Here is a 25,946-nt window from a genome sequence, read left to right on the forward strand (position 1 = left end):
CATGTTCAAGCCTATGGCCCTGGCCGCTGCTGTGCTCGCTACTTTCAGCCTGAATGCCTTCGCGGCAAAAACCGAGTTGACGGTGTACACCGCCCTCGAGGCCGAGCAACTGAAGTCCTACAAAGAAGCCTTCGAAAAGGCCAACCCGGACGTCGAGATCAAATGGGTGCGTGATTCCACCGGGATCATCACCGCCAAACTGCTCGCCGAAAAGGCCCGTCCGCAGGCTGACGCGGTTTGGGGCCTGGCGGCTTCCAGTCTGGCGATCCTCGATCAGCAAGGCATGCTGCAGAGCTACGCGCCAAAGGACCTCGGCAAGATCGGCGCGAACTACCGTGACGCCGCTAACCCGCCAGCCTGGGTCGGCATGGACGTCTGGGCCGCGACCATTTGCTTCAACACCGTCGAGGCCGAGAAGCAGGGCCTGAGCAAGCCCGTGAGCTGGCAGGATCTGACCAAGCCTGAGTACAAGGGCAAGATCGTCATGCCCAACCCGGCGTCGTCCGGCACCGGTTTCCTCGACGTCAGCGCCTGGCTGCAATCCTTCGGCGAGAAGCAGGGCTGGGCCTATATGGACGGTCTGCACCAGAACATCGGCCAGTACGTTCACTCCGGTTCCAAGCCTTGCAAACTGGCAGCGGCGGGGGAATTCCCGATTGGTATTTCCTTTGAATACCCGGCGGTACAGCTCAAGCGTCAGGGCGCACCGCTGGACATCATCCTGCCGAAGGAAGGCCTGGGTTGGGAGATCGAAGCGACGGCGGTGATCAAAGGTACGCCGCATGAAGAGGCAGCCAAGAAGCTGGCTGACTTCTCGGCGAGTGCTGAGGCGATGGATCTGTACAAGGAGAACTTCGCTGTCCTCGCGCAGCCAGGGATCGCCAAGCCGCAGACCGAATTGCCGGCGGATTACGAGCAGCGCCTGATTAAGAACGACTTTGCCTGGGCGTCGAAGAATCGCGACGAGATCCTCACTGAATGGCGCAAGCGCTATGACGGCAAGTCCGAGAAAGTCGCCGCCAAGTAACCGTTGCCGATCGTTCCCACGCTCTGCGTGGGAATGAATCCCGTGACGCTCCGCGTCACTATGGACGCAGAGCGTCCTTGGCTGCATTCCCACGCAGAGCGTGGGAACGATCATTGAGGTAGCTTCATGACACAACAACAAGACTTGCTGATCGTCGGCGCCGGCATTCTGGGCCTGTCCCACGCCTACGCCGCCGCCAAACGCGGTCTCAAGGTCGCCGTCTTCGAACGCACCGCCACGCCGCTGGGCGCCTCGGTGCGCAACTTCGGCCAAGCCTTGGTCACCGGCCAACCGCCGGGCCCAATGCTCGAGCTGGCCAAAGCCAGTCGCGAAATATGGGGTGGCTGGGCGCAGCTCGCCGGTTTGCAAATCAAGCGCAACGGTTCCTATCTGTTCGCCCGCACTGAAGCCGAAGAACATCTGCTCGAAGCCTTCTGCAACGGTCGCGCCGTGGAACACGGTTACAACATTCAGTTGCTGCGCGGCGCTGCCTTGCGCGATCTGTATCACGGTCAGTTCAGCCACCACCGTGCCGCTTTGCACGGCATGGACGATCAACAGCTGTATTCGCGCGAAGCGATTCCGGCACTGATCGATTATCTGCGCCGCGACCTTGGTGTGGAGTTTCATTTCTCCACGCTGGTGCGCGACGTCGAACCGGGGCGTCTGCACAGCACCGTCGGCAGCTTCACGGCGAAGCAGATTATCGTCTGCTCCGGCCACGATTATCAGACTTTGCTGGCCGAGCCGATTGCCGCACTCGACCCGCAAATCTGCCGCCTGCAAATGCTCCGCGCCAAACCGCAGACCGAACTGAATCTGCAACACGCCTTGCTCACCGGCCTCAGCTGCGTGCATTACGGCGCCTTCGCCGATCTGCCGGAAGCGGCGGCGGTGCAGGCGCAAATCCTCCATGAGCAACCGCACCTGCACGACAACGGTATTCACCTGCTGATCAGCCCGACGCCGTACGGCGAACTGATCATCGGCGACTCGCACCATTACGGCAGCGATCCTTCCCCGTTCAACGCCGAGCAAGTGGACAACTGGATGCTCGAACTGGCCGAGCAGACGCTGGGCTGCAAGGTGCAAGTGGTCGAGCGCTGGCAGGGCGTCTATGGTTCCCGGGGGCCGGGGCCGTTCTCGTTCCTGCGCCCGGCACCCGGGTTGAGTGTGGCGCTGATGCACACCGGCGTCGGCATGAGCGTCGGCCCGGCGTTGGCGGAGCGCAATATCGCGCAGTTGCTGGAGGAAGATTGATGACAGGTCACGAGCAAGTCGTCGCCCGGGTGTTCGGCTTGTATGAACGCTATGGCACTAGCGATTACATCGGCGAGCCGGTGTCGCAGATCGAGCACATGTCCCAGGCCGCTGAGTTGGCGATGGCCGAAGGCTTCGATGACGAAGTGGTGCTGGCGGCGTTCTTCCATGACATCGGCCACCTGTGTGCCGAGGGCGCGGAAAACATGGGCGGGTATGGCGTGGTCAGTCATGAACGGCTGGGTGCGGACTATTTGCGTGAGGCCGGGTTCAGCGAGCGCATGGCGCGGCTGGTGGAATATCACGTGCAGGCCAAGCGGTATCTGACGTTGCGTGAGCCGGGGTATTTTGATCGGCTGAGTGAGGCGAGTCGGCGGACGCTGGCGTATCAGGGCGGGGTGATGACGGAGGCTGAGGCTGATGAGTTTGCGCGGGATCCGTTGTGTGCGGTCAGTCTGCGGATGCGCCAGTGGGATGAGCTGGCCAAGGAGATGGCGGTGCCGGTGATGGATCTTGGGGTTTTGAAGCGTAAGGCTGCGAGATTGTTGTCTACTGTGTGATTGTCGCCCTCACCCCAGCCCTCTCCCGGAGGGAGAGGGAGCCGATTTTCATGCCTTTTAAACCTGAGTTCGACTGGATATCTCAGGTCGACGTATGACGGAAGAACAACACGGTCAGCTCCCTTTCCCTCTGGGAGAGGGCTGGGGTGAGGGTCGGCGTCTACAGCTCAAGCACCTTCCCCACCAACGCCTCAATCTGCTCCTGCCTTTCCGCTTGATTCAATTTCGCCTGCGGATTGAGCGACGACCACTGCGGATGCGCCCGCGCCTTGCTCAATGCCTCCGGCAACTTGCCCTCGCGCCAGGTCTTGTCCTGCGGTGTTGCCACCTGAATGCTGTCCATCGCCGCATGCCCACGCTGATCCAGCGCCAACACCAACTGCCGCTGACGCAACGCCAGCAGCCGCAACACCCCGTCATCCACCGTCAGCTCACGCTGCCCTTTGATCTTGCCCAGCAAGCGACTGCCATAACTACGCGCCGTCTGCAGCGCACCACCGGCAATCGCCCCAGCCAACGCCGCAGCGCCGAGGGTAATCCCGCCAACCAGCAAATCCACGCCAGCCCCCGCCGCCGCACCGGCAGCAATGCCGCCACCCACGCGCACGCCGAGTTGCTTTAAGGTCTCAGGGTTGAACAAATCATCGCCCCAACGTCCATCCAGCAGCGGCAAATCACTCGCCGCCGCATCTTGCGGGCGGAACGCATACAGCTTGAGCAGCGCCTCAACACACTTCTGCTCACGCTGGCGCACAGCTTTGCGCAGTTCACTGATCGCCTGCTGTTCCTGCTCGGCTTCACTGACCACACTGCGCCGACACGCGGCGCAGTCGATCAACAATTCAGCAATCAATCGCGCCGCACTTTGCTGACGGGCAAGGCGCTGAGCCTGCTGATCGGCAATCAACCGCTCCAATTGTGGCCGAGCATTCTCCAGCAACAACGCGAGACTTTCGTACAGCCGTCGCTCGCCATCCTCCGGCGGCGCCACACTGTCGAAACGCACAAGCGCATGCAGTCCGAGCCGCGCCAAAGCCTCACGCCAATCCGGCTCGCGATGGTTGGCGCTGCTGACAAAATTCAGTACCGGCAGCAGCGGTTTGCCGCAACTGGCGAGTACTTCCAGCTCATCGCGATACTTGGCCAACACCGGTTCGCGGGCGTCGATCACATACAAACCGGCGTCGGAAGCAAGCAGTTGCCGTAGCACTTTCGCCTCCTGCTCGAAACGCTGGCGCGCTTCGCTGCCGTCGAGAAACCGCGCCAGCCGCGCCGGGCCATCGAGGCGTTCGCCGGGCCGCTCCAGTCGTTCGAGAAAATCCAGCAGAGCGATCGCATCTTCCAGGCCAGGCGTGTCGTAGAGGTCGAGTAACGGCTCGCCGTCCACCGACAACCGCGCACCTTCGACATGCCGCGTGGTGCTCGGGCGATGGGAGACTTCGCCGAAGCCGACATCGCGGGTCAGCGTGCGTAGCAGCGAGGTTTTGCCGACGTTGGTGTGGCCGACCACCGCGAGTTTCAGCGGCGCTTTCCAGGCATCAGTCATGGCCACTCTCCAGCCAGTTCAACGGCGCGCAATCGGCAAACGGCAGATCCAGCTGTTGCAGCGCGGTGTGCCAGTCGCCGAGGCGCTCGGCATCCAGTGCTTCGCCCGGTGGCGCTTGCAGCAGCCACACGCGAGTCTCGCCCGCGCTGCGCGCTAGTTCAGCGATCAAGGCGAGGCTGCCGCGATCCGGCGAGCGCCGTGGGTCGCAGGCAATCGCCAGACGTGCCGGTGGAAAACGGCTGAGTTGTTCGAGGAGTTTGTGGCGTGATTCGCGGCTGTCGAGGATGCCGGCGTTGCTGACATTCTTTGGCAGCGCGGGCGGCCATGGGCGTTGTTCGTCAAGTTCGATGGCCACCAGCAATGCGCCTTCACTGGCGAATTCGCCGACGGCGCTTTCGACGCGGTGCAATTGTGCCGGCTCCGGGTCGTTGACGCCGAGGCGTTCGCTGGTTGGCATCAGACGTTCGCGCAGTTGCGCGTAGCCGGGCAGGTTCAAGTCCAGACGCAAGCGATCCCGACCACGCTTCCAGCGCCAACGGCAGAACAGCATCAGCAGCAGACGGGGTAGCACGCCATAGATCAGCACCGCGCCGACCAGCCATATCGCCCACATCTGGCGAACCAGGACGCGGTTGTAATCGGTGTCCAGCGTCACGCGAATCATGTCCACGCTCGGCGCACTCCAGCCCAGCGCATGGGGAATGACCGTCAACGCATCAGTCAGTGCCGCGAAGAAGTCTGCGCCCAGCAGCGTGCTTTCCCAGATGAAGTCATATTGCCGAGTGGCCATCATCAATATCAGCATGCTTAGCGCGCTGAACATGATCAGCAGCCACAGGCCATTGACCAGCGTGCCAATCGCCCAGCGATTGAGTTTGTGGCGTTGCAGCAAGACCAGTAATGCGGGGGGTAACTGCGCGGCCTTGGCGTCCCGGGCAAATTTTTCGCTGAGCCACAGCCACAGGCGGCCGAGCGCTGCTCCGTGTTCGCCAGCGAAAAGCAGACCCAGCGCCCAGCTCAGCAGGAGGATCAGATTGACCCCGAGCAAGGTGCCCAGCGCCCAGAAAATATTGACCGCTCGTGTGCCGTCGCCGAGCGCAGAAAATGCCATGCCTGCGCCAGTGACGCAGGCCAGTAGCGCCATTAGCACCAGCGCCAGACGCGCGCCTTGCAGCCAGTGTTTGAGGGCTGCCGTCAGCCCGTCACGCTCGGCCAGCCATAAAGCCCGGCGTTGAATGCGGCTCGGCAGATCGCCGCCGGCCGTGCGCGCCAGTCGGTTGGCTTCCAGATCTTCCAAGGGGCCTGCGTGTTCTTCGCGCAGGCGCACGGTCTCGGTCAGCCAGAGGTTTTGCAGTGGAGTCAGTTCAGTCACGCGGCGTCCCGTCGCTTAAATGAGCGCTGAGCATAACCGCTGTGGCGCTTATCGGGGTAAGCGCGGCTCTGGTATCCTCGCCGGCATGACTAAATCACTCCCCCTCAGCCTGATCGCAGCCCTTGGTGAAAACCGCGTGATCGGCGTCGACAACAGCATGCCCTGGCACCTGCCGGGGGACTTCAAATACTTCAAGGCCACCACCTTGGGCAAGCCGATCATCATGGGTCGCAAGACCTGGGATTCGCTCGGCAGGCCACTGCCGGGGCGCTTGAACATCGTGGTCAGCCGTCAGGCCAATCTGGTGCTCGAAGGTGCGGAAGTTTATCCGTCGCTGGAAGCGGCCGTGGTTCGCGCCGAAGAATGGGCGAAGGAGCAGGGCGTCGATGAGCTGATGCTGATCGGTGGTGCGCAGTTGTATGCGCAAGGGCTGGCGCAGGCGGATCGTCTGTATCTGACTCGCGTGGCGTTGAGCCCGGAGGGTGATGCGTGGTTTCCGGAGTTTGATTTGAACCAGTGGAAACTGGTGTCGAACGTTGAAAACCCGGCGGTTGAAGATAAACCCGCATACAACTTCGAAGTCTGGGAAAAGGCTTAAAAGCATCGCTGGCAAGCCAGCTCCCACAGGTCTTGAGGTGTTCACAAAATCTGTGTTCACCACAAAACATTGTGGGAGCTGGCTTGCCAGCGATAGCGGTCCTTCAGGCGCTAATCAGGCCTGAGCTAGCTCCGCATGCTCATCAGCATCCAGCAGTTCTTTATCGGTCTGCTGCATCACCTGACTGGTAATCGCCCCAGCGGTAATCGAACCACTCACGTTCAGCGCCGTGCGCCCCATATCAATCAGTGGCTCAACCGAAATCAGCAACGCCACCAGCGAAACCGGCAAGCCCATCGCCGGCAGCACGATCAGCGCCGCGAACGTCGCGCCGCCACCCACACCGGCCACACCCGCCGAACTCAACGTTACAATCGCCACCAGCGTCGCGATCCACAGCGGATCCAGCGGGTTGATGCCAACGGTCGGCGCAACCATCACCGCCAACATCGCCGGGTACAAGCCCGCGCAACCGTTCTGGCCGATGGTCGCACCGAACGATGCGGCAAAACTCGCCACCGATTGCGGAATCCCCAGACGCCGGGTCTGCGCTTCAATGCTCAGCGGAATGCTCGCCGCGCTGGAGCGGCTGGTGAACGCGAACGTCAGCACCGGCCAGATCTTGCGGAAGAAACGCAGCGGGTTGATCCCGGCCGCCGATACCAGCAAACCGTGCACGACAAACATCAGGCCCAGACCGAGGTACGAGACTACGACGAAACTGCCGAGTTTGATGATGTCTTGCAGGTTGGAACCGGCGACGACTTTGGTCATCAGCGCCAGCACGCCGTACGGGGTCAGTTTCATCACCAGACGCACCAGACGCATCACCCAGGCTTGCAGGGTGTCGATGGCATTGATCACTTTCTGACCTTTCTCGACGTCATCCTTGAGCAGTTGCAGCGCTGCGACCCCGAGGAACGCGGCGAAAATCACCACGCTGATGATCGAGGTCGGCTTGGCCCGCGCCAGGTCGGCAAACGGGTTTTGCGGGATGAACGACAGCAGCAGTTGCGGCACATTCAGGTCGGCGACCTTGCCGGCGTAGTCGGTCTGAATGGTTTGCAGACGGGCCATTTCCTGGGTGCCAGCGACCAGACCTTCGGCAGTCAGGCCGAACAGGTTGGTCAGGCCGATGCCGATCAGCGCCGCAATCGCGGTGGTGAACAGCAGGGTGCCGATGGTCAGGAAGCTGATCTTGCCCAGCGACGAGGCGTTGTGCAGACGCGCCACGGCGCTGAGGATCGAGGCGAACACCAGCGGGATGACGATCATTTGCAGCAACTGCACGTAGCCGTTGCCGACCAGATCGAACCAGCCGATCGAGGCTTTCAGCACCGGGTTACCGGCACCGTAAACGGTGTGCAGAGCTACGCCGAACGCCACGCCGAGCACCAGTGCGAGCAGGACTTTTTTCGCCAGACTCCACGTGGTGTGGCGGGTTTGCGCCAGACCGAAGAGCAGGGCGAGGAACACCAGCAGGTTGAGAATCAACGGTAGATTCATGAGATCTCCAGGAAAGACTGTGCCAACAGCCTTCCGGGGCTGCTGCGAACCGGCAAGCCTAACAGCTTGATTTGCAATGATTTAATACCGAAATCTTAGGGCGTCCGTCGTTTTTGGAATAAGCCCGTGTCGCTCTCGGCAATGCATCTGGCGCAAACAGGGACGCGGGCGGTCGCTGACAGACGAGTACTGTCACACATATTTGTTAGCGTCGATTTCTTTGAATCAGGGAGAAGAGGCTTATGAAGTTCGCACCGAAATTTCTGGCGGTCGCACTGGCTGTGGGCATGGGTCTGGCCACTCAGGCGTTCGCCACCGACCTGAAACACTGGCCGGCCGATCAGGCCAAAGCGCTGGATGCGATGATCGCCGCCAATGCCAACAAAGGTAACTACGCGGTGTTCGACATGGACAACACCAGTTACCGCTACGATCTCGAAGAGTCGTTGCTGCCGTTCATGGAAAACAAGGGCCTGATCACCCGCGACAAACTCGACCCTTCCCTGAAACTGATGCCGTTCAAGGACACCGCCGACCACAAGGAAAGCCTGTTCAGTTACTACTACCGCCTCTGCGAAGTCGACGACATGGTCTGCTACCCGTGGGTGGCGCAGGTGTTCTCCGGTTTCACCCTCAAGGAACTCAAAGGCTACGTCGATGAGCTGATGGCTTCGGGCAAGCCGGTGCCAGCGACTTATTACGAAGGCGATGTGGTCAAGAAACTCGACGTCAATCCGCCGAAGATCTTCACCGGCCAGCAAGAGCTGTACAACAAGCTGATGGAGAACGGCATTGAGGTCTACGTGATGACCGCCGCCTCTGAAGAGCTGGTGCGCATGGTCGCGGCGGATCCGAAGTATGGCTACAACGTCAAACCGCAAAACGTCATCGGCGTGACCACCCTGCTGAAGAACCGCGAGACCAACGAACTGACCACTGCACGCAAGCAGATCACCGCCGGCAAATATGACGAGAAGGCCAACCTTGGCCTCGAACTGACCCCGTATCTGTGGACCCCGGCAACGTGGATGGCCGGCAAGCACGCGGCGATCCTCACTTACATCGACGAGTGGAAAAAACCGGTATTGGTCGGTGGCGATACGCCGACCAGCGACGGTTACATGCTGTTTCACGATGTCGATGTGGCCAAGGGCGGGATTCACTTGTGGGTCAACCGCAAGGACAAGTACATGACGCAAATCAACGGCATGATGGCCAAGCATGCGGCGGCGCAGGCGAAAGAAGGGTTGCCGGTGACGGCGGACAAGAACTGGGTGATCGTTAAGCCAGAAGAGATTCAGTAAGCCACACCGATCCAATGTGGGAGCGAGCCTGCTCGCGAAAGCGTAGTGTTAGTTGATCGTTCCCATGCTCTGCGTGGGAATGCAGCCCGTGACGCTCCGCGTCACTGGACGCTCCGCGTCCCTTGAGACATTCCCACGCAGAGCGTGGGAACGATCAAAAAATGCCCCGCACTTGGCGGGGCATTTTTGTTGCCGCGATTTGACGCTTACAGCCCGTCGAGCATCGCTTTGTTACGCACAGCACCCTTGTCGGCACTGGTCGCCAGCAGGGCGTAGGCCTTGAGAGCGGTGGTCACTTTGCGTGGACGGATCTCGACCGGTTTCCAGCCTTTCTTGTCCTGCTCGGCGCGGCGTGCAGCCAGTTCTTCGTCGCTGACCAACAGGTTGATCGAGCGGTTCGGAATGTCGATCAGCACCTTGTCGCCGTCCTGTACCAGGCCGATCGCGCCGCCGGCTGCTGCTTCTGGCGAAGCGTGGCCGATGGACAGACCCGACGTGCCGCCGGAGAAACGACCGTCGGTGAGCAGTGCGCAGGCTTTGCCCAGGCCTTTGGATTTCAGGTACGACGTCGGGTAGAGCATTTCCTGCATGCCCGGGCCGCCTTTCGGGCCTTCGTAGCGAATGATGACGATGTCGCCTGCCTTCACTTCGTCCGCGAGGATGCCGCGTACGGCGCTGTCCTGGCTTTCAAAGATCTTCGCGTTGCCTTCGAAGACGTGGATCGACTCATCGACACCGGCAGTTTTCACCACACAGCCGTCGAGGGCGATGTTGCCGTACAGCACGGCCAGGCCACCTTCTTGCGAATAGGCGTGCTCGAAGCTGCGGATGCAGCCGTTCTCACGGTCGTCATCGAGGGTTTCCCAACGGGTCGACTGGCTGAACGCCGTCTGTGTCGGAATACCGGCAGGGCCGGCCTTGAAGAAGTGGTGCACGGCTTCATCGTCGGTCTGGGTGATGTCCCACTTGGCGATGGCTTCTTCCATGCTGCGGCTGTGCACAGTCGGCAGGTCGGTGTGCAGCAGACCACCACGGGCCAGCGAACCGAGGATGCTGAAGATACCGCCAGCGCGGTGCACGTCTTCCATGTGGTACTTCTGGATGTTCGGCGCCACTTTGCACAGTTGCGGAACGCTGCGCGAGAGACGGTCGATGTCGCGCAGGTCGAAATCGATCTCGGCTTCCTGAGCGGCAGCGAGCAAGTGCAGGATGGTATTGGTCGAACCGCCCATGGCGATGTCGAGCATCATCGCGTTCTCGAACGCCTTGAAGTTGGCGATGTTGCGCGGCAATACCGACTCATCGTTCTCGCCGTAGTAGCGTTTGCACAGCTCGACGATGGTGCGGCCGGCCTGCAGGAACAGTTGTTCGCGGTCGCTGTGGGTGGCGAGGGTCGAACCGTTGCCGGGCAATGCCAGACCCAGTGCTTCGGTCAGGCAGTTCATCGAGTTGGCGGTGAACATGCCGGAGCACGAACCGCAGGTCGGACAGGCGCTGCGCTCGTACTCAGCGACTTTCTCGTCAGAAGCGCTGGCGTCGGCGGCGATCACCATGGCATCGACAAGGTCGAGGCCGTGGGAAGCGAGTTTGGTCTTGCCGGCTTCCATCGGGCCGCCGGAAACGAAGATCACCGGAATGTTCAGGCGCAAGGCAGCCATCAGCATGCCCGGGGTGATCTTGTCGCAGTTGGAGATGCAGACGATGGCGTCGGCGCAGTGGGCGTTGACCATGTACTCGACGGAGTCGGCGATGATTTCGCGACTCGGCAGCGAATACAGCATGCCGTCGTGGCCCATGGCGATGCCGTCATCCACGGCGATGGTGTTGAATTCCTTGGCCACGCCACCGGCGCGTTCGATTTCACGGGCGACCAGTTGACCGAGGTCCTTCAGGTGCACGTGGCCCGGTACGAACTGGGTAAATGAGTTGGCAATGGCGATGATCGGCTTTTTGAAGTCGTCATCTTTCATCCCCGTGGCGCGCCACAGTGCGCGGGCACCGGCCATGTTGCGGCCGTGGGTGGATGTTTTCGAGCGGTAATCTGGCATGGAGCACTCCGGGCGGCTAATCAGGTATCAAAGGGGAGTGAGCTTCTATTGACGTCTGGAACACTCAGAAATGGCCGTGTGTCCGTGAAGTTGCCGATGACGTTGCGGGATCGCCGCTGGTCTCAGCCTGAGCTCATAAACCCGCCGGGGGATGAATGGCGATGAATCAGCCGATTCTACACCGCTGGCGTCTGGAGGGAATGGCGCAAAGCGTTGTTCCAGTGCAGACGGCGTGTATGGGATGACGACTGGCGGGTTTAATCACCGCCGGTCTGCGCCATGACGTTGCCTTCAAGGTTTTTCGCGCGACGGCTGAGCCGGTTGTTGAGCACCAGCGCGATCGCGCTCAGCAGGACAAAGCTGTAGCCCAGCGTCAATTGCAGATTGGCCGGACTGAGGCTGATCAATGCGCTGATCAGGCCGCCACAAATAAAGATGATCGTACTGCCCGCCGAGGCCGATGTGCCGGCGTTTTCAGGAAACAGGCCCATGGCCCGAGAGGTAGCGGCGGGGCGGGCAATGGTGGTGCCAGCGGTGCAAATCAGCATCGGGATCAACACCGTGGCCGGTGCCAACACATGATTGGCTGCCAGGTACAGCATTGCCAGTCCCGACAGCAGTATCAGGCTCAGCCCGGTGAAGATTTGCTGAACCGGCGTGATGCGTCGATTGAGTACCGCGGCGATGATCCCGCCGACAACATACGCCGCACCGTAAACCAGCAGGATCAGCGAAAAGTCGTAAGGCGCGAGTTGCAGTTGGTCCATGAAAATCAGCGGCGAAATCACGATGAACGAGAAGTGGCAGGCGAAGGCAAACGCCGAAATCAGCCAGTAGCCGACAAACTCGAAGTCGCCCAACACGCGTCGGTAGGATTGAAAGAAGCCGGTCGGCGAACCACCTGAGGCCGGACGGCTGCTCGGTAAAAACAGCCAGGCCTTGATCAGCACCATGGCGGACAGTGCGCAAAAGACCCAGAAGCTGCCGCGCCAACCAAGTGTCGCCTGGAGAAAAGTCCCGGCCAGCGGCGATACCGAAATGAATATCCCGGTCGCCGTGACCATCAGGATCCGTAACCGGTCGCGCTCTTCACCTTCGAACAGATCCTGCACCAGTGCCTGCGACAGCACGAAACATCCACAGCCCAAGGCCTGCATCACCCGAAATACCAGGAATAGCGTGTAATCGGAGGTCATCACGCAACCGAACGCACCCAGCATCGATACGCTCATGCCGGCGAGTAACAGGCCCTTGCGCCCGATCACGTCCGAGAGGGGGCCGATCAAGAGCTGGGCAAACGCGATCCCCACGGCGAACAGGCTGATGGACAGTGCGATGTCTGCCGGTGAACGGAGAAAGTGCGTCGCCATTGCCGGGAAGGAGGGCAGCAGCACGTCCAGTGGAAACACACCCAGCAGCACCATGGCCAGCAATAGGCTGACAGCGGCGCGGCGCTGCCTTGTGGTTGCCACGGATTGTCCTTTATCCATCGATCAGTCCTGCCTTGGCGAAAAGTTTCTGGTTATGGGGAAGTGCGAAAAAACCGGCCTTGCGTAGTGCGTCCAGCGTTGCGATGGCGCCTGATCGTGCACGGGCCCGGTTGGCTTGCACCGTTGCCATGCCGCCGACGATTTGTTTCACGTCACTGTCGGCGATGCCTGCCCCTCGCAGGCTCTGTTGCAGCCAACGTTCGTCGGCCTCGAAAAAAATCCCGATGATCTCCAGCAGTGTCCGGCTCACAAACGCACGCTGGCGGCTGTTCATCGACAGCCAGAAATAATGGAACACCTCGCTGAAGTAGCGGCTGTGGCGGGCTTCGTCAGTCAGGTGGTCGCGCAGCATGTCGTTGACGCTGGACACCAGGCTGTCGCGGCAGACGTCCAGCAGCTCGCGGGCAATGATGGTTTCCGAGACGAAGCCGAGCAGAAACCATGCCAGTGGCCGATTGTTTTCCGGGGTGCGGGCGATCAGTGCGTTGAGGCGGCTGATACGCTTCGGAATCGTCGGACGTCCGGTGAACCCGTAGAACGCGGCGATCTGTTCGGCGAGACGATTGGAGAACAGCGCGTGATAACCCTCGTCGGTGTAGAGCTGCAGCGCGGCGTGCTTCATCGGCAGAGGCACGTAAAGGGGCAGTTCCCGGTGCACGATGACTTCCACTGCACGATTGACGATGCGGTGTTCAAGCAAGGTGGTGTAATCGAGAAAATGCACCAGATGGTTGGCTGCCAGTCGATGCTGTACGTCGCACCCCGCCGCTTGGATGGCCGGATGTGCCAGATAAGGCAGAAATGCCGGCGGGAACCAGTGGCGGGTTTGCAGTTGCAGCGGCACATCGTCGGGCAATTGATAGTCATGGGTACTGCTGCGCACCGAGGCCCGGCTTTCCCAGTCTCCCAAGGTAAATTTGAGCGCCCAGGACACCGGCGCTTGATCAGGGTCGGCCATCGACAGGGTCATGCCTGTCCCTCGCGCAACAGCTCGCGCATTTCGTGGCACATCACTTGCCCGTCGCTTTGTCCACAGCCAACAAAGAACAGCGGTTGTTCAGCGCTGCCCTCGAGATTGAGCAGTGCTTCGACCTGCTGGTCGGCAAATGCGCCGGTCAGCCAGGTGTTGAGACCCAGTGCCGTGGCGACCAGTTGAAAGGTTTGCGACAAGTGGCCCGCTTCAATGAAGGCCATGCGATAGGCCCGCGAGTGTTCGTACTTCCACCAGAGCCGGTCAAAACGGGCGGTGATGAACAATCCCAGCGGCAGGTTGTTGATGAAGTGCTGACCGCCGAGCAATTGGCCCAGCGCTGGTTGAGGCAGCGGATTGATCCGGCTCAGGGTGTGGTCGGCCGGATGATAGGCATAGATGCCCGGTTCCAGGCCATCGACGTTCTGCACCAGGAGGAAGCCTTCGCAAGCGTTCAGGCCCCCCGCGGAAGGACTGCTTCGCCGTGCGCTTAGTCCTTGGGCGATGCTGTCGTCGCGATCATTGTCTCGTTCATGGAGATAACCGAGGGAAAGGTAAAGCAGGGTGCCGACGTCCTTCAGCGTTATCGCTGCACCTGTATAGGAACGGCAGGTTTTGCGCTGGAGCAGAACATTTCCCAAACTGTCGTTGTTCAAAGCGCACGGCGCAGGCAGGGCGATACGCTGTTCGGGTGCTGGCGTCGGGCGGTCTGTAGCAGGCTGTGGGGTGGCCAGTACTTCGTTGCAGTGCGCCAGATATTGCCTGGACCACTCGTGAATATTCTGTGGGGTATGTTCGCAGGGAATATTTTGTGTGCCGATGTGATAAATCTTCGACAGCTCATCCCAGCCCCATGGCGGATTGTCTATTTTTGAAACGGTAAGAATGTCTGCGCTCAATAGTTGTGTGTCTATTATGTTGTGCGCGTCGAACAGTTGAGGGTTGTTGATTAGTTGCGCAAGGCGAGTTGCATAGTTCAGGTCAAGCTCGTGTTGTGTATGGTTTTTGTAATTCCATACAACTTGTCCGGTCGGGCGCGGCAATATAAACAAGTAAGGATTGATGTGCATATTAATCGTTTCACTCTGGAAGAAGTCAAAAGGACGCTGGGTTGCCGGCACTCCCCAGCGTCCTGACTTACTTAGCGGGCTTTAGGGGCAACCAGAAAAGCCAGGTTTGCGATTTTTTTACTTTCCAGAGAAATACTTTTCATGATGTGAACTCCTTGTTCATTGATAGTTGAAGTCACCTCGTGGTGACAACTTCATAATAGTTTGTAATGGATGATTGGCAAGGGGATATTAGGTAGGAAATTTCCAGTAATTTTGTCGGAGCAATCTTTAGCTGGAAATAAACTTGTAGGGTAAGTTTCAGTAATTAAAAGGCGTAAGGAAATGTCCTGCATGTCTGCGGGAATATAATTGTAGGAAGTCCAGGGAGATAGCGAAGGGAAGGGCGATGCCAGAAACCAAAACGGGGAGCCTGCTGGCTCCCCGTTATCCGCAAAAAATCAGCTGTTGGGCAGCAGGCGGCAGGTGATGCTCTTGATGTAGCGCGTTTCGGCGATGGCAGGGTGCACCGGGTGATCCGGACCCTGGCCGCCCCGCTCGAGCAACTGGATGTTGCGATCCAGGTGACGGGCGCTGGTCAGCAGGATGTTCTGCAGGTCATCTTCCGGCAGGTGCATCGAGCACGACGCGCTGACCAGGATGCCGTCCTTGTTGAGCAGGCGCATGGCTTGCTCGTTCAGGCGACGGTAGGCGCCTTCGCCGTTTTTCATGTCTTTCTTGCGTTTGATAAACGCTGGCGGGTCGGCCACGATCACGTCGAAGCGCTCTTCGCTGGCTTTCAGCTCTTTCAAGGCTTCGAAGACGTCGCCTTCGATGCAGGTCATCTTGTCGGCGAAACCGTTCAGCGCGGCATTGCGCTCAACGCCGTCGAGGGCGAAAGCCGAGGCGTCGACGCAGAACACTTCGCTGGCGCCGAACGCAGCAGCCTGCACGCCCCAGCCACCGATGTAGCTATAGAGGTCGAGGACGCGTTTGCCTTTGGCGTAAGGGGCCAGGCGTGCACGGTTCATGCGGTGGTCGTAGAACCAGCCGGTTTTCTGACCCTGAATGACCGGGGCTTCGAACTTCACGCCGTTCTCTTCCAGCGCCACCCACTCCGGCACCAGGCCGAACACGGTTTCGACGTAGCGGTTGAGGCCTTCGGCATCACGGGCTGCGGAGTCGTTCTTGAACAGGATGCCGCTTGGCTTGAGCACTTGGGTCAGGGCCGCGATCACGTCATCTTTGTGCGCTTCCATGGTCGCCGAGGCGATCTGCACCACAAGAATGTCACCGAAACGGTCAACGACCAGGCCTGGCAACAGGTCGGAGTCGCCGTAGACCAGACGGTAGAACGGTTTGTCGAACAGGCGCTCGCGCAGTGACAGGGCCACGTTCAGACGGTGCACCAGCAGCGATTTGTCCAGCGCAACTTTAATATCGCGCGACAGCAGGCGGGCGCAGATCAGGTTGTTCGGGCTCATCGCCACGATGCCTAACGGCTTGCCGCCAGCGGCTTCGAGGATGGCCTGGTCGCCGGCATTGAAGCCGTGCAGCGGGGTGGCGGCTACATCGATCTCGTTGCTGTAGACCCACAGGTGACCGGCGCGCAGGCGACGGTCGGCGTTGGCTTTGAGGCGCAAGCTAGGCAGGGACATGACGTCGCTCCGGAAAAAAGAGCGGGAGTATAGCGTGTTGCGACTTGTGCCGGGTTTGATGAGCGATGAAACGCTGATGGCCTCTTCGCGAGCAGGCCCGCTCCCACAGGGGATTTGTGACTGACACAAGATCAATGTGGGAGCGACGATTCGACTTGCTTGCGAAGGCAGTTGTGAATGCTACGCAGACAGTGCGTTGATCAACTCCTTGCTGAACGCCGGAATATCATCCGGCTGACGGCTGCTGATCAGGTGACCATCCTTGACCACTTCTTTATCGACCCAGTTGGCCCCGGCATTCACCAGGTCATCCTTGAGTGTCTTGTAGCTGGTCATGGTCTTGCCGTTGACCAGCCCGGCGGAAATCAGCAGCCATCCGCCATGGCAGATCACCGCAATCGGTTTGCCGGCAGAGGCGCCGGTCTTGACCAGATGCTGGGCATCCTGATCGATGCGGATGGTATCGGAGTTCTGTACGCCGCCCGGCAGGACGATCGCGTCGTACTGCTCGCTGCTGGCACCCTGGAAGGTCTGGTCGACCTTGAAGTCATCCGCCGGTTTATCGTGGTTCCAGCCTCTGACCTTGCCGGCCTCGGCGGAAAGGATGTCGACTTGCGCGCCGGCTTGCTCCAGTGCCTGCTTGGGACCGGTCAGTTCGACCTGTTCGAAACCGTCTGTTACCAAAATGGCGACGCGTTTGCCGTTGAGGGAAGTGGCCATCGATAAGCTCCTGAGTCTGTGGGAGTTTGCCGCCGCAATGGGCCGGTGTGACCCGTTGGGCATTACAGATTCCGAAGCCTGGGCGTTAATGAAAGTTCCTGACAATTGCCCACTGGTGTGTCGTCTCGCGGTTTTTAGAGGTTAGAATCGCCGCCTGTCCCAGAGTGTGTACTTATGTCCCAAGAGCTGACCACCGAACAGATTCAACAATCGCTGCAAGGCATCAGTGTGCCGGCGCAACCGCAGATCATGGTGGATCTGCAAATGGAGCAGTACATGCCCGACCCGGACCTGGAGGTGATCGCCAAGCTGATCGCTCAGGATCCTGGCCTGTCCGGCTCGTTGCTGAAAATCGTCAACTCGCCGTATTACGGTCTGAGCAACAAGATCACCTCGATTCAACGCGCGGTGAATCTGTTGGGCAGCCGCTCGATCATCAACCTGATCAACGCGCAGTCGATCAAGGGCGAGATGAACGACGACACCATCGTCACGCTCAACCGTTTCTGGGACACCGCCCAGGACGTGGCAATGACGTGCCTGACGTTGGCCAAGCGTATCGGCACTCAGGCTGGCGACGAGGCGTATGCCTTGGGCCTGTTCCACGATTGCGGCGTGCCGTTGATGCTGCAACGGTTCCCCAATTACATGACGGTTCTGGAAAAGGCTTACGCCAACGCTAGCGCCGAATGTCGCGTAGTGGACACCGAAAACAGCGAGTTCAACACCAACCATGCGGTGGTCGGCTACTACACCGCCAAATCCTGGCGCCTGCCGGAGCATGTCAGCGCGGCCATCGCCAATCACCACAATGCCCTGGCAATTTTCAGCGATGAGTCGTCGCGCAACAGTCAGCTGAAAAACCTCCTGGCGATCCTGAAGATGGCCGAGCATATTTGTGCGTCATACCGTGTGCTGGGCAACCAGACCGAAGATTCCGAATGGAACGCCGTCGGCCCGCTGGTACTCGATTATGTAGGACTGTCGGATTACGACTTCGAAACTCTCAAACAAACAATCCGCGACCTCGGCGCGCATTGATCCGAGAACGCCATGCCTGAACTGCCGGAAGTCGAAACCACCCGTCGCGGGATTGCCCCGCACCTGGAAGGCCAGCGCGTCAGCCGGGTGATCGTGCGGGACCGGCGCCTGCGCTGGCCGATTCCCGAAGACCTCGATGTGCGCCTGTCGGGGCAGCGCATCGTGTTGGTCGAGCGTCGCGCCAAGTACCTGCTGATCAACGCCGAGGTCGGTACGTTGATCAGTCATTTGGGCATGTCGGGTAATTTGCGTCTGGTTGAGGTCGGGCTGCCGGCGCTCAAGCACGAACACGTCGATATCGAGCTGGAGTCGGGGCTGGCGCTGCGCTACACCGATCCGCGCCGGTTCGGCGCGATGTTGTGGAGCAACGACCCGCTCAATCATGAACTGCTGATTCGCTTGGGGCCTGAGCCACTGACCGATCTGTTCGATGGCGAGCGCTTGTTTCAGCTATCACGCGGGCGGTCGATGGCGGTCAAGCCGTTCATCATGGACAACGCAGTGGTGGTCGGGGTCGGCAATATCTACGCGACCGAAGCGCTGTTCGCCGCCGGGATCGATCCGCGCCGCGAGGCCGGAGGCATTTCCCGGGGGCGCTATCTGAAGCTGGCGATCGAGATCAAACGCATTCTGGCCGCTGCCATCGAGCGCGGAGGTACGACGCTGCGCGATTTCATTGGCGGCGACGGCCAACCGGGGTATTTCCAGCAGGAACTGTTTGTCTACGGCCGTGGCGGTGAACACTGCAAGGTCTGCGGTACCGGTTTGCGTGAGGTGAAGCTCGGCCAGCGTGCCAGTGTGTTCTGCCCGCGCTGCCAGACCTGAGGCAACAGGCTGAAAAAGTCCTACGGTCTATAGTGAGTGGTCTCACTGTTTAGCCCGAAGGATCGTGCCATGAAATCCTTGCAAACCCTCGTTATTACGCTGCTGCTGTGTTCCAGTCTGGCGGTTCAGGCCACGGAAAACGGCAGCGGCGATCCGCGTTACACCATCCAGAATCCACCGGCCTACGCGATGATCGGCGACTTGCTGATTGCCCGACCTTTATTGGTGGTGGCGACGGTGATCGGTGCGGGGGCGTTCGTCGTGTCGTTGCCGTTTACCGCACTGGGCGGCGGGGTGGGCGATGCCGGGCAGGCGCTGGTAGTTGATCCGGCTAAAGCCGCTTTTGTGCGGTGCCTGGGGTGTATCGGGGAGGGTTTTGAGCAGCGCGAGTAAGCTGATCAGGGATTTGCGGAGCAGCTAATGGCCCTTTCGCGAGCAGGCTCGCTCCCACAGGGGATTTGTAAGCGACGCAAATCCAATGTGGGAGCGAGCCTGCTCGCGAAGAGGCCCGAAAGATCGCTATAAAACTATCGAATCAGGCCTTGCCGGTAATCTTGCGGTATTTCTCCATCAACTGTTCTTCAGTCTCCGGATGCGCCTCGTCCAGCGGAATGCAATCCACCGGACAGACCTGCTGGCATTGTGGTTCGTCGTAGTGGCCGACGCACTGGGTGCACAGGTTCGGGTCGATCACGTAGATCTCTTCGCCTTGGGAGATGGCGGCGTTCGGGCACTCGGGTTCGCAGACGTCGCAGTTGATGCAATCGTCGGTGATGATCAGGGACATGCTAACTCCAGCCGGGGCGGCAGGCCCGGGCGCTATAAATCAATGCGCGCAATTGTGCCGCATTGGCGAGCGCAGTGCACGCGGCTGCGATCAAGGGCACGAGACTGCAATCTTTTAAAAGCAAAAGATCACAGCCTTCGGCAGCTCCTACTTCTTGAAGCGTAGGGTCAACGCATCAGCCACGGCCGGGTGGACGAACTTGCTGATATCGCCGCCCAGCGCGGCAATTTCCCGCACCAGCGTCGAGGAAATGAACGAATAACGCTCGGACGGCGTGAGAAACAGGCTCTCCACATCCGGGGCCAACTGACGGTTCATGTTGGCCAGCTGGAATTCGTATTCGAAGTCCGACACCGCACGCAGACCGCGCAGGAACACGTTGGCGTTCTGCTCTTTGGCGAAATGCGCCAGCAGTGTCGAGAAACCGACCACTTCCACGTTCGGCAGGTGTTTGGTGACTTCGCGAGCCAGTTCTACCCGTTGTTCCAGCGGGAACAGCGGGTTTTTCTTCGGGCTGGCAGCGACTGCAATAATCACGTGGTCGAACAGGCGCGAGGCGCGTTCGACCAGATCGCCATGGCCCTTGGTAATAGGGTCGAAGGTACCTGGGTACAACACTCGGTTCATCGCGTCGTCCTGGCGGGAGTCCGTTGGGGAGTCGGATGGTATCGCAGCCGTCCCGGTCGGCCAAGTCGCCTGTTGGGTAAGAAAGCACTATAGACGAGGCAATTAATTGGTTTTTTCACGGATTTCTCAGCCGATCGGCGAGGGAAGTCGCCAGTTGCGCGGTCAGGCCATACACCGATAGCTGCGGGTTGGCGCCGATGCTGGTAGGGAACAGCGAGCCGTCGTGAATCGACAGATTAGCCAGTTGATGATGCCGGCCGAGACTGTCGGTGACTGCGCTTTTCGGCTCTTCGCCCATCGCGCAACCGCCCATGACATGCGCGCTGCCCAGACGCGTGCGGTACAGCTCAAGGCTCAAACCATCGATCAGCGTGCGGGCCTCGGCCAGGGTTTTCACGTAACGGGCGTCGGCGTGCATCGGCATCACCGCATTTGCACCGCCGGCAAACTGGATTTCGGCCATGACGTGAAAGGCCCGGCGCAGGCCTTCCCAGGCGTAAGGTGAAACCTGATAGTCGAGCACCGGCGAACCATCGCCACGCAACTCGACGGTGCCGCCCGTGCTGTCCGGGTGAAAACCGTCACGCAGCAAGGCCAGCATGGCGTGGGTGTGCGGCAGGTCTGCCATATGTTGCGCGCTCTCTGCGCCAAAACCGCCGAGCAAGGTGGCAGCCAAGGCCGGGTGCAACGGCGGCACTTCGAGTTTGAAGGCCATCGGCCCGCTGGTGCCGTCCTTCCACTGGAAATGGTCGGAGTAGATCGACTGCGGTGCCCCGTAAAACGGGTTGATGACTTCGTCGAAGCGCGCTGCGGACATGTTCACCGGGTGCAGGAAGGTACGTTTTCCCAGGGTTTTATGTGGGTCCGCAGCATCCGAACGCAGCAGCAGCGCCGGGCTGTTGATGCCGCCGCCGGCCAGCACGTAATGCCGCGCCTTGACCGTGATTTTGCGTCCGGTCGGCGCGACGCAACGTTCGTCCATCGCCACGCATTGCAGGCCAGTGACCTTGTCGCCGTTGATCAGCAGCTTCTCCGCGCGGGCCAGATAAAGCAGTTCGCCGCCCATTTCCAATGTCGCCGGAATGGTCGTGACCATCATCGATTGTTTGGCATTGGTCGGACAGCCCATGCCGCAATAGCCGAGGTTCCAGCAGCCGCGCACGTTACGTGGGATCACGTGCCAGCTATAGCCCAGTTGCTCGCAGCCTTTACGGATCACGTCGTTGTTGGCATTGGGTGGCACCATCCACGGGGCGACGCCGAGGCGCTGCTCCATTTTCTCGAACCACGGCGCCATCTCGGCAGGGCTGTGACCTTTGACGTTGTGTTCCTTGGCCCAGTGCTCGAGGGTCGGCTCCGGGGTGCGAAAGCTCGAGGTCCAGTTGATCAGCGTTGTGCCGCCGACAGCGCGGCCCTGAAGAATGGTGATCGCGCCGTCCTTGCTCATGCGCCCGATGCCTTCCTGATAAAGGCTGCTGTAGGCCTTGTCTTCGAGCATTTTGAAGTCGGAGCTGGTTTTCAGCGGGCCTTCTTCGATCAGCAGCACTTTGTAGCCGGCGGCGCTGAGGATTTCTGCCGTGGTGCCGCCACCGGCGCCGCTGCCGATGATAGCGACGTCGGCTTCAAGGGTGAGGTCGTCGGTCAGTTGTGCGCCGTTGTAGGTTTTCCAGCCTCGGGCGAGGCCTTCGCGGAACGGGTCGGGTACGGGCATCGATCAGGTTCTCTTTATTATTTTTGGATGCGGCGGTGTGGCGGCCGCCCCCTGTGGGAGCGAGCCTGCTCGCGAAGGGAGGACACGGTTTCAGACGCTAGGCGGCCCTGGATAACCGCAATGCGCCCACGACTCCGCGCGGGTATACCAGGCCATCATCACCATCTGCTGCAACGAGCTATGCCCCATGCGCAGTAGGTTCAGCGAACTGTTTTCCCAGCGATCAAGGAAATGCCGCATGGCCTCGGCACTGGCGTTCTCCCAACTGCCCCAGATCCCGGTGAGTGGTCCGCGCGTCACGGCCATGCCGAGTACATCGAACAGTTGTCGTGTGAGCTTGAGCATTTCCGGCGACAGGTGGTCGAGGCTGTAGTCCAGCGACTTGAGCGTGCCATCAACCGCGCTCGGCATCCTCTCGGCTGCCACGGCGCCGTCGAGCATCACCGGAATCAGCGCGCGCAGAAACAGCAGGTCGCCGTCACGCAACGACACAAAACCGTTCGCCGCGACGCTCGATGAACAGCCACTGAGGCTGGCGCCGAGTCCGGCGGTGGCGAGAAACGCCGTGGCGCCGAGGCTGAATTTCAGCAGGCCACGGCGCGACAGTGCAGGTGTTTCGGTCAGGCTTGGGTGCATTGTTTTTATTACCCGGCGGTGACGAAGGTTTAGCGAATGAACAGCTTCTGGATCAGTTTCTGAATCGATTTGCCGTAGGGCGGATAAATTAGCCTGGCCGCGTTGAAGCGCTGTTTAATCAACACGCCTTTGGCTTTGCTGAAGGTCAGGAAGCCTTCGTGACCGTGGTAGTGGCCCATGCCCGAAGCGCCGATGCCACCGAACGGCATATCGTCCTGAGCCACATGCAGCAACGTGTCGTTCAGGCACACGCCGCCGGAATGGGTTTCGTGCAGCACCCGGTTCTGTTCGCGTTTGTCGTAGCCAAAGTAGTAAAGAGCCAGAGGACGTGGCCGCTGATTGATGTAAGCAAATGCCTGCTCCAGGTCCTGATACGGCACGATCGGCAGCAGCGGGCCGAAGATTTCGTCCTGCATCACCGTCATCTCATCGCTGACATTCAGCAGCACACTGTGCGGCATGCGTCGGCCCTGGCCCTGCTCGAACAGCGGAATCAACAGCGCGCCCTTGCTGGTGGCGTCGCTTACATAGTCGTTGAGCCGCGCCAGTTGGCGTTCGTTGATGATCGCCGTGTAGTCCGGATTGTCGGTGAGTGTCGGGTAAAAACCCTGCACCGCCTGGCGATAGGCTTCGACAAAAGCACCGACCCGGTCTTCCGGCACCAGCACGTAATCCGGGGCAACGCAGGTCTGGCCGGCGTTGAGGGTTTTACCGAAAGCGATGCGCTCGGCGGCATCCTTGAGCGGTACGTCGCGGGAGACGATGGCCGGCGATTTGCCGCCCAGTTCCAGTGTCACCGGGGTGAGGTTTTCGGCGGCGGCGCGCATCACGTGTTTGCCGATGCTGGTGGCGCCGGTAAACAGCAAGTGGTCGAAGCGCAAGCGCGAGAACGCCACGCCGATGTCGGCTTCACCGAGCACCACGCAGACCAGGTCTTCGGGGAAAATTCGCGCCAGCAACTCTTTCATCAGCAAGCCGGTGGCGGGGGTTGATTCACTGAGTTTGAGCATCACCCGGTTACCCGCCGCCAAGGCGCCGACCAGTGGGCCGACGGCCAGATACAACGGGTAGTTCCACGGCACGATGACGCCGACCACGCCCAATGGTTGATAGACCACTTTCGCCGAGGCCGGCTGGAACGCCACACCAACCTTGCGCCGCGAGGCTTTCATCCAGCCCTTGAGGTGGCGGCTGGCGTAATGAATGCCGTGCAGGCTCGGCATCAGTTCGGCGAGCAAGGTTTCGTCGGCACTGCGATGGCTGAAATCGGAGCTGATCGCCTCGATCAAGGCCTTACGCTCGTTGCTGAGCAAATCACTCAGGGCCTTGAGCCATTGCTGGCGCTGGGCGGCGGGCGGCATCGGAGTGGCGGCATACGCAGCCCGCTGCGCCTCGAACAACCGGTCCAGTTCGGCCAGCGGTTGTTGCAGCGTTTGCAGGTAAGCAACGTCGGCAGTCATGGTCTGCTCCGGATTTATTGTAGTGATGAACTTTTTAGAGTCTATGCTCTAGAAAGTCAAATGACTTCCTTGCACGGCAGTGTTTTATCCATTTCCGGTTAGGTCGTAAGATGCTCCCCAACGCACTCTGAATTAAAGCTCAAGCCATGGCCCCACGAATAAAAACCAGCGAGCGTATCGTGCTGAACAGCCTTGAACTGTTCAATCAGCAGGGCGAGCGCAGCATCAGCACCAATCATATTGCCGCCCACATGGAGATTTCTCCGGGCAACCTGTACTACCACTTCCCCAACAAGCAGGCGATCATCGCCGTGTTGTTCAGTGAGTACGAAAGCCTCGTGGACAGCTTTCTGCGCCCGCCGCAGGGGCGCGCGGCGACGGTCGAGGACAAGCGTTTCTATCTCAAGGAATTGCTCTCGGCGATGTGGCGCTACCGCTTTCTGCACCGCGATCTGGAGCATCTGCTCGATAGCGATCCGGAACTGGCCGCCCGCTATCGTCGCTTTTCCCAGCGCTGCGTGATTCAAGGCGCGGCGATTTACGAAGGTTTTGTTGCCGCCGGGATCCTTGATATGGATCGCGTGCAAATCGAATCCCTGACCCTCAATGCCTGGATCATCCTGACGTCCTGGGTGCGCTTCCTGTGCACCACCCGCGAAAACTCCAACCACCTCAGTGAGCAAGCCATTAAACGTGGCGTGTATCAGGTGCTGGTGCTGGAAGCCGGGTTTGTCACCGAGCAGGCGCGTGACGAGGTCAATGCGTTGTTCGAGGAGTTCTACGTGCCGCTGGCCCAGGCCCTCGAAGACGTGAAATAAACCGTTCTGTTGAAATCCCCCAGGAGCCTGTTATGCCGATTGCGCAACTGATCAGCCCCGAAGCACTGGATGCCCGCAAGGGGCAGCCAGGGCTGGTGATTCTCGATTGTCGTTTTGCCCTCGAAGACTCGGTCTACGGTCAGCGCAGCTATGCCGAGGGGCACATTGCCGGGGCGAGCTTTGCCGATCTTGAGCGTGACCTCAGCGGTAAAGTGGTCAAAGGCGTGACTGGCCGTCACCCGTTGCCCGAGCCGGCGGCGTTTATCGAGCGGCTGCAGGCTTGGGGCATCAACAACGACAGCGACGTGGTTTTGTACGACGACGGTCCCGGTGCCTACGCGGCGCGGGCGTGGTGGTTGCTGGCGTGGCTGGGTAAGCGCGATGGCGTGTTCATTCTCGATGGTGGGCTCAAGGCGTGGCATGCGGCGGGGCTGCCGCTGAGCCTGGATGCGCCGACGGATACCCGTGGCAATTTCATTGGCCAGCCGGACACCCGCCTGCTGCTCAGCGCCGAGCAACTGCAACAGCGGCTTGGTCAACCGGCGCTGACGTTGATCGATGCCCGGGCTTTGCCGCGTTTCAAAGGTGAGGTCGAGCCGATTGATCCGGTTGCCGGGCATATTCCCGGTGCGCAATGCGCGGTGTTCACCGACAACCTCGGCAGCGATGGGCGATTCCTGCCGGCGGATCAACTCAAACAGCGTTTTGCCGCGAAGCTGGGTGAGCGTTCGCCAGCGGATCTGGTTGCGTATTGCGGATCCGGCGTGACGGCGTGTCACAACCTGTTTGCGTTGTGTCTGGCGGGTTATCCGTTGGCGGCGTTGTACGCCGGGTCGTGGAGTGAGTGGATCAACGAGCCGGCTCGCGGCATCGCCACCGGAGAATAAGATCAAAAGATCGCAGCCTTCGGCAGCTCCTACATTGGAATGCATT

General features: G+C 60.2%; 24 protein-coding genes. 10 read left to right on the forward strand and 14 right to left on the reverse strand.

Translation table 11 applies throughout. From position 1 onward, the window contains the following. Position 1 precedes the first annotated feature (1 nt). The 3 genes from CKW26_RS16910 (at position 2) to CKW26_RS16920 (ending at position 2,847) form a co-directional block, all read left to right on the forward strand. A complete protein-coding gene (locus CKW26_RS16910) occupies positions 2-1,027 on the forward strand; it encodes a putative 2-aminoethylphosphonate ABC transporter substrate-binding protein (protein WP_095049433.1) in 1,026 nt (341 codons plus the stop codon). A 126-nt stretch (positions 1,028-1,153) separates the two neighbouring features. Continuing rightward, positions 1,154-2,287, forward strand: a complete 1,134-nt coding sequence (locus tag CKW26_RS16915) for a TIGR03364 family FAD-dependent oxidoreductase (RefSeq protein WP_095049434.1) — start codon at positions 1,154-1,156, stop codon at positions 2,285-2,287. After that, a complete protein-coding gene (locus CKW26_RS16920) occupies positions 2,287-2,847 on the forward strand; it encodes a phosphonate degradation HD-domain oxygenase (RefSeq protein WP_095049435.1) in 561 nt (186 codons plus the stop codon). Before CKW26_RS16915 ends, CKW26_RS16920 begins: the two co-directional genes overlap by 1 nt. Before the next feature lie 160 nt (positions 2,848-3,007). On the opposite strand, the gene CKW26_RS16925 is transcribed toward CKW26_RS16920, so the two are convergent. Together CKW26_RS16925 and CKW26_RS16930 are read right to left on the reverse strand one after the other, a co-directional pair. Then, positions 3,008-4,393, reverse strand: coding sequence for a GTPase/DUF3482 domain-containing protein (locus tag CKW26_RS16925; RefSeq protein ID WP_095049436.1), 1,386 nt, complete (start codon positions 4,391-4,393; stop codon positions 3,008-3,010). Next, complete coding sequence (locus tag CKW26_RS16930) at positions 4,386-5,765, reverse strand: DUF2868 domain-containing protein (protein ID WP_095049437.1); 1,380 nt, start codon at positions 5,763-5,765, stop codon at positions 4,386-4,388. The genes CKW26_RS16925 and CKW26_RS16930 overlap by 8 nt, the downstream gene beginning before the upstream one ends. 85 nt (positions 5,766-5,850) lie before the next feature. Here CKW26_RS16930 and CKW26_RS16935 point away from each other — a divergent pair, with 85 nt between their 5' ends. Continuing rightward, on the forward strand, positions 5,851-6,363 hold the full coding sequence (locus CKW26_RS16935; protein ID WP_095049502.1) for a dihydrofolate reductase: 513 nt from the start codon (positions 5,851-5,853) through the stop codon (positions 6,361-6,363). A 114-nt stretch (positions 6,364-6,477) separates the two neighbouring features. On the opposite strand, the gene CKW26_RS16940 is transcribed toward CKW26_RS16935, so the two are convergent. Further along, entirely contained in the window at positions 6,478-7,869 is a 1,392-nt protein-coding gene (locus tag CKW26_RS16940; RefSeq protein WP_095049438.1) for an L-cystine transporter, read from the reverse strand. A gap of 242 nt (positions 7,870-8,111) precedes the next feature. Between CKW26_RS16940 and CKW26_RS16945 the strand changes: the two genes are divergently transcribed. Beyond that, entirely contained in the window at positions 8,112-9,173 is a 1,062-nt protein-coding gene (locus CKW26_RS16945; protein WP_093429808.1) for a phosphorylcholine phosphatase, read from the forward strand. Positions 9,174-9,379: 206 nt separating this feature from the next. Here the strand turns inward: CKW26_RS16945 and ilvD are convergent, their stop codons facing one another. The 6 genes from ilvD to CKW26_RS16975 form a co-directional block, all read right to left on the reverse strand. Beyond that, positions 9,380-11,221 carry a dihydroxy-acid dehydratase gene (gene ilvD / locus CKW26_RS16950; RefSeq protein ID WP_095049439.1) on the reverse strand — a complete coding sequence of 614 codons (1,842 nt, stop codon included), beginning with the start codon at positions 11,219-11,221 and terminating at the stop codon, positions 9,380-9,382. A 257-nt stretch (positions 11,222-11,478) separates the two neighbouring features. Beyond that, entirely contained in the window at positions 11,479-12,711 is a 1,233-nt protein-coding gene (locus CKW26_RS16955) for a multidrug effflux MFS transporter (protein WP_093429810.1), read from the reverse strand. Then, a complete protein-coding gene (locus CKW26_RS16960; protein WP_095049440.1) occupies positions 12,704-13,681 on the reverse strand; it encodes a diiron oxygenase in 978 nt (325 codons plus the stop codon). Before CKW26_RS16960 ends, CKW26_RS16955 begins: the two co-directional genes overlap by 8 nt. Beyond that, positions 13,678-14,751, reverse strand: a complete 1,074-nt coding sequence (locus CKW26_RS16965; RefSeq protein ID WP_095049441.1) for a SagB family peptide dehydrogenase — start codon at positions 14,749-14,751, stop codon at positions 13,678-13,680. The genes CKW26_RS16960 and CKW26_RS16965 overlap by 4 nt, the downstream gene beginning before the upstream one ends. A 440-nt stretch (positions 14,752-15,191) precedes the next feature. Further along, a complete protein-coding gene (locus CKW26_RS16970; protein WP_093429813.1) occupies positions 15,192-16,388 on the reverse strand; it encodes a class I SAM-dependent rRNA methyltransferase in 1,197 nt (398 codons plus the stop codon). Between the two features lie 180 nt (positions 16,389-16,568). Next, the gene (locus CKW26_RS16975) at positions 16,569-17,108 is read right to left on the reverse strand and encodes a type 1 glutamine amidotransferase domain-containing protein (protein ID WP_095049442.1); all 540 of its coding nucleotides are present in this window, start codon (positions 17,106-17,108) and stop codon (positions 16,569-16,571) included. A 228-nt stretch (positions 17,109-17,336) separates the two neighbouring features. On the opposite strand from CKW26_RS16975, the gene CKW26_RS16980 reads away from it, so the two are divergent. The 3 genes from CKW26_RS16980 to CKW26_RS16990 all read left to right on the forward strand — a co-directional run bounded on the left by CKW26_RS16980 (position 17,337) and on the right by CKW26_RS16990 (position 19,367). Continuing rightward, positions 17,337-18,149: an HDOD domain-containing protein gene (locus CKW26_RS16980; protein WP_175559546.1), complete on the forward strand. Its 813-nt coding sequence runs from the start codon at positions 17,337-17,339 to the stop codon at positions 18,147-18,149. Positions 18,150-18,161: 12 nt separating this feature from the next. Continuing rightward, positions 18,162-18,974, forward strand: a complete 813-nt coding sequence (gene mutM, locus CKW26_RS16985) for a bifunctional DNA-formamidopyrimidine glycosylase/DNA-(apurinic or apyrimidinic site) lyase (protein ID WP_034153682.1) — start codon at positions 18,162-18,164, stop codon at positions 18,972-18,974. Between the two features lie 69 nt (positions 18,975-19,043). Next, the gene (locus tag CKW26_RS16990) at positions 19,044-19,367 is read left to right on the forward strand and encodes a multidrug transporter (RefSeq protein WP_095049443.1); all 324 of its coding nucleotides are present in this window, start codon (positions 19,044-19,046) and stop codon (positions 19,365-19,367) included. A 142-nt stretch (positions 19,368-19,509) separates the two neighbouring features. On the opposite strand, the gene CKW26_RS16995 is transcribed toward CKW26_RS16990, so the two are convergent. The 5 genes from CKW26_RS16995 to CKW26_RS17015 form a co-directional block, all read right to left on the reverse strand. Continuing rightward, positions 19,510-19,761 carry a YfhL family 4Fe-4S dicluster ferredoxin gene (locus tag CKW26_RS16995; RefSeq protein WP_003195146.1) on the reverse strand — a complete coding sequence of 84 codons (252 nt, stop codon included), beginning with the start codon at positions 19,759-19,761 and terminating at the stop codon, positions 19,510-19,512. 147 nt (positions 19,762-19,908) lie between these two features. Next, a complete protein-coding gene (gene coaD / locus CKW26_RS17000; RefSeq protein ID WP_003229157.1) occupies positions 19,909-20,388 on the reverse strand; it encodes a pantetheine-phosphate adenylyltransferase in 480 nt (159 codons plus the stop codon). 115 nt (positions 20,389-20,503) lie between these two features. After that, positions 20,504-22,099 carry a GMC family oxidoreductase gene (locus CKW26_RS17005; RefSeq protein ID WP_095049444.1) on the reverse strand — a complete coding sequence of 532 codons (1,596 nt, stop codon included), beginning with the start codon at positions 22,097-22,099 and terminating at the stop codon, positions 20,504-20,506. 90 nt (positions 22,100-22,189) lie between these two features. Then, positions 22,190-22,735, reverse strand: a complete 546-nt coding sequence (locus CKW26_RS17010; protein WP_095049445.1) for a twin-arginine translocation pathway signal protein — start codon at positions 22,733-22,735, stop codon at positions 22,190-22,192. Between the two features lie 29 nt (positions 22,736-22,764). Beyond that, positions 22,765-24,195, reverse strand: coding sequence for a coniferyl aldehyde dehydrogenase (locus tag CKW26_RS17015; RefSeq protein ID WP_095049446.1), 1,431 nt, complete (start codon positions 24,193-24,195; stop codon positions 22,765-22,767). 146 nt (positions 24,196-24,341) lie between these two features. On the opposite strand from CKW26_RS17015, the gene CKW26_RS17020 reads away from it, so the two are divergent. Further along, the gene (locus tag CKW26_RS17020; protein WP_007913599.1) at positions 24,342-25,013 is read left to right on the forward strand and encodes a TetR/AcrR family transcriptional regulator; all 672 of its coding nucleotides are present in this window, start codon (positions 24,342-24,344) and stop codon (positions 25,011-25,013) included. A 32-nt stretch (positions 25,014-25,045) separates the two neighbouring features. Beyond that, on the forward strand, positions 25,046-25,900 hold the full coding sequence (locus tag CKW26_RS17025; protein ID WP_095049447.1) for a sulfurtransferase: 855 nt from the start codon (positions 25,046-25,048) through the stop codon (positions 25,898-25,900). Positions 25,901-25,946 lie beyond the last annotated feature (46 nt).

It is taken from the genome of Pseudomonas sp. Irchel s3h9, assembly GCF_900187475.1.
GTDB classification, from domain to species: domain Bacteria; phylum Pseudomonadota; class Gammaproteobacteria; order Pseudomonadales; family Pseudomonadaceae; genus Aquipseudomonas; species Aquipseudomonas neuropathica.

What these genes read in the sequence shown, in the direction of transcription:
- CKW26_RS16940 (WP_095049438.1), bottom strand. Translation starts at nt 7,869, where the DNA reads ATGAATCTACCGTTGATTCTCAACCTGCTGGTGTTCCTCGCCCTGCTC.
- CKW26_RS16995 (WP_003195146.1), bottom strand. Translation starts at nt 19,761, where the DNA reads ATGTCCCTGATCATCACCGACGATTGCATCAACTGCGACGTCTGCGAA.
- CKW26_RS16915 (WP_095049434.1), top strand. Translation starts at nt 1,154, where the DNA reads ATGACACAACAACAAGACTTGCTGATCGTCGGCGCCGGCATTCTGGGC.
- ilvD (WP_095049439.1), bottom strand. Translation starts at nt 11,221, where the DNA reads ATGCCAGATTACCGCTCGAAAACATCCACCCACGGCCGCAACATGGCC.
- CKW26_RS16935 (WP_095049502.1), top strand. Translation starts at nt 5,851, where the DNA reads ATGACTAAATCACTCCCCCTCAGCCTGATCGCAGCCCTTGGTGAAAAC.
- mutM (WP_034153682.1), top strand. Translation starts at nt 18,162, where the DNA reads ATGCCTGAACTGCCGGAAGTCGAAACCACCCGTCGCGGGATTGCCCCG.
- CKW26_RS16910 (WP_095049433.1), top strand. Translation starts at nt 2, where the DNA reads ATGTTCAAGCCTATGGCCCTGGCCGCTGCTGTGCTCGCTACTTTCAGC.
- CKW26_RS17020 (WP_007913599.1), top strand. Translation starts at nt 24,342, where the DNA reads ATGGCCCCACGAATAAAAACCAGCGAGCGTATCGTGCTGAACAGCCTT.
- CKW26_RS16920 (WP_095049435.1), top strand. Translation starts at nt 2,287, where the DNA reads ATGACAGGTCACGAGCAAGTCGTCGCCCGGGTGTTCGGCTTGTATGAA.
- CKW26_RS17005 (WP_095049444.1), bottom strand. Translation starts at nt 22,099, where the DNA reads ATGCCCGTACCCGACCCGTTCCGCGAAGGCCTCGCCCGAGGCTGGAAA.
- CKW26_RS16945 (WP_093429808.1), top strand. Translation starts at nt 8,112, where the DNA reads ATGAAGTTCGCACCGAAATTTCTGGCGGTCGCACTGGCTGTGGGCATG.
- CKW26_RS17010 (WP_095049445.1), bottom strand. Translation starts at nt 22,735, where the DNA reads ATGCACCCAAGCCTGACCGAAACACCTGCACTGTCGCGCCGTGGCCTG.
- coaD (WP_003229157.1), bottom strand. Translation starts at nt 20,388, where the DNA reads ATGAACCGAGTGTTGTACCCAGGTACCTTCGACCCTATTACCAAGGGC.
- CKW26_RS16990 (WP_095049443.1), top strand. Translation starts at nt 19,044, where the DNA reads ATGAAATCCTTGCAAACCCTCGTTATTACGCTGCTGCTGTGTTCCAGT.
- CKW26_RS17015 (WP_095049446.1), bottom strand. Translation starts at nt 24,195, where the DNA reads ATGACTGCCGACGTTGCTTACCTGCAAACGCTGCAACAACCGCTGGCC.
- CKW26_RS16955 (WP_093429810.1), bottom strand. Translation starts at nt 12,711, where the DNA reads ATGGATAAAGGACAATCCGTGGCAACCACAAGGCAGCGCCGCGCCGCT.
- CKW26_RS16960 (WP_095049440.1), bottom strand. Translation starts at nt 13,681, where the DNA reads ATGACCCTGTCGATGGCCGACCCTGATCAAGCGCCGGTGTCCTGGGCG.
- CKW26_RS17025 (WP_095049447.1), top strand. Translation starts at nt 25,046, where the DNA reads ATGCCGATTGCGCAACTGATCAGCCCCGAAGCACTGGATGCCCGCAAG.
- CKW26_RS16970 (WP_093429813.1), bottom strand. Translation starts at nt 16,388, where the DNA reads ATGTCCCTGCCTAGCTTGCGCCTCAAAGCCAACGCCGACCGTCGCCTG.
- CKW26_RS16965 (WP_095049441.1), bottom strand. Translation starts at nt 14,751, where the DNA reads ATGCACATCAATCCTTACTTGTTTATATTGCCGCGCCCGACCGGACAA.
- CKW26_RS16975 (WP_095049442.1), bottom strand. Translation starts at nt 17,108, where the DNA reads ATGGCCACTTCCCTCAACGGCAAACGCGTCGCCATTTTGGTAACAGAC.
- CKW26_RS16925 (WP_095049436.1), bottom strand. Translation starts at nt 4,393, where the DNA reads ATGACTGATGCCTGGAAAGCGCCGCTGAAACTCGCGGTGGTCGGCCAC.